The organism is Actinomadura darangshiensis (assembly GCF_004349235.1).
GTDB classification, from domain to species: domain Bacteria; phylum Actinomycetota; class Actinomycetes; order Streptosporangiales; family Streptosporangiaceae; genus Spirillospora; species Spirillospora darangshiensis.
The window spans coordinates 1-2,013 of the sequence record NZ_SMKY01000589.1 but is presented as its reverse complement, the minus strand read 5'-3'; the positions used below and the strand labels follow the sequence as shown (position 1 = coordinate 2,013).

Here is a 2,013-nt window from a genome sequence, read left to right as displayed (position 1 = left end):
CCGTCCCCCGGCGTGCGGACGGCCGTCCCGCCGCCCAGGGCCGCCGCCACCGACCGGCCGCCCCAGGGGCGCCGCGCCGTCGAGCGGTCGCTGGAGCCGCTCACCTACCTCAGCGCCGCCGGCGAGCAGATCGGCAGCTCGCTCGACCACCTCCAGGCCGCCCGCACGCTCGCCGAGGTCCTCGTGCCCCGGCTCGCCGACTTCGCCGCCGTCGAACTCCTCGAAACCGTCGTCGCCGACTCGGCGCCGCCCGCCGACGAGGTCGACGAGACAACGCTGATGCGCCGCGTCGCCGTCGCCCACAACGACGAGCCCGGCCGCTGGGACGAGGCCGTCCCCGAGGGCGAGGTGCTGTTCCTCCCGTCCGGGACGCCGTTCGTCCAGGCCATGCGGACGGGGCGTCCCGTCCACATCCCGTGCGTCGACCCCGAGCGGGCCGCCCGCATCGCCGCCGCGTTCGGCGACCGCGACCTGCGCCCCCTGTTCACCGGCCGCGCGCTGCTGATCGCCCCGCTGATCGCGCGCGGAAAGGTGCTCGGCACCTTCAAGCTGATCCGCAAGCCCGACCGGCCCGGGTTCGACGAGCTCGACCTCGCCATGGTCGACGAACTGGGCCGCCGCGCCGCGCTCTGCGTCGACAACGGCCGGCTGTACAGCCGCGAGGTCCGGGTCGCGGAGGAACTGCAGCGCAGCATGCTCCCCGACGACCCGCCGGACGTCGCCGGGGCCCGCGTCCGCTACCGCTACCGGCCCGCCGAGGAGGCCGCCCAGGTCGGCGGCGACTGGTTCGACGCGATCCCGCTGCCCGGCTGCCGGCTCGGCATCGTGGTCGGCGACGTGATGGGGCACGGCCTCACCTCCGCGGCGATCATGGGGCAGCTGCGCACCGCCGTCCGCACCCTGGCCGCCGAGGACATGCGCCCCGAACGGCTGCTCCGCCAGCTCGACTCGCTCGCCCGCCGGCTCGGCGAGGACTACCTCGCCACCTGCCTGTTCGCGGTGTACGACCCGGTCGAGCGGCGGTGCACGATCGCCAACGCGGGGCACGTCCCTCCCGTCCTGGTGTCGGCGGACGGGGAGAGCCGGGTGCTGCCCGTCCCGCCCGGGGTGCCCATCGGGGTCGGCGGCGAGCCGTTCGAGACGATGGAGGTCAAGGTCGAGGACGGGTCCCACCTCGTCCTGTGCACCGACGGCCTCCTCGAACGCCGCGACCGCGACATCGACAAGGGCCTGGAGGAGCTGCGCGGACGGCTCGCCGGGGCGTCCGCCGACCTCGACGGCACCTGCGACGACCTGCTCGACACGCTCGCCGCCCCCACCCCCGCCGACGACATCGCGATCGTCGCGGTCGGGTTCGACGGCATCCCCTACGACGACGTCGTCACCTGGGACCTGGAGCCCGAGCCCGGCACCGTCCCGTGGATCCGCGCGCAGGTCGCCGACCGGCTCGCCGGCTGGGGCCTGCAAGCCCTCACCGACACCGCGCAGCTGCTGGTCAGCGAGCTGGTCACCAACGCCCTCGTGCACAGCGCCGGCTCCCTCGGCCTCCGCCTGGTCAAGGGCCGGACGCTCCTCTGCGAGGTGCACGACGACGGCGCCGACATGCCCCACCTCCGGCACGCCGACGCCACCGACGAGTCGGGCCGCGGGCTCCAGCTCGTCAGCCACCTCGCCACCCGCTGGGGCACCCACCGCACCGACGGGGGCAAGATCGTCTGGTTCGAACAGCGCATCCGGCCCGCCTGATAGGGAAATGTCCCGTTCGCGCCAGATACTTTCCAACCTCCCACGCCTTCTGATCGAAGGTAACGCGGTCCAGCGAGGGGGACGAGTTGGGTGAGCATCTGACGCTGCAGGTTCCGGAAACCCTCTACGGCACCTACGCCGTGGCGCTCGACGAGCCGATCCCCGACCCCGCCGCCCTCGCGCACACCGAAGTGACGCGCCGCACCGCGCCGCCCCTGCGCGACCTCGTCCTCGGCATGCTCGACAGCCCCATGCTCACCCTCGACC

At 74.2% G+C, this 2,013-nt stretch carries 1 protein-coding gene and 1 pseudogene; both read left to right on the top strand.

Annotated elements, in window-relative coordinates:
• Positions 1-1,746: ATP-binding SpoIIE family protein phosphatase (locus tag E1293_RS46680; RefSeq protein ID WP_132206530.1), on the top strand; the 1,746-nt coding region annotated here is incomplete at its 5' end.
• Positions 1,747-1,832: 86 nt separating this feature from the next.
• Positions 1,833-2,013, top strand: a pseudogene (locus tag E1293_RS46675) (hypothetical protein); the annotation flags it as partial.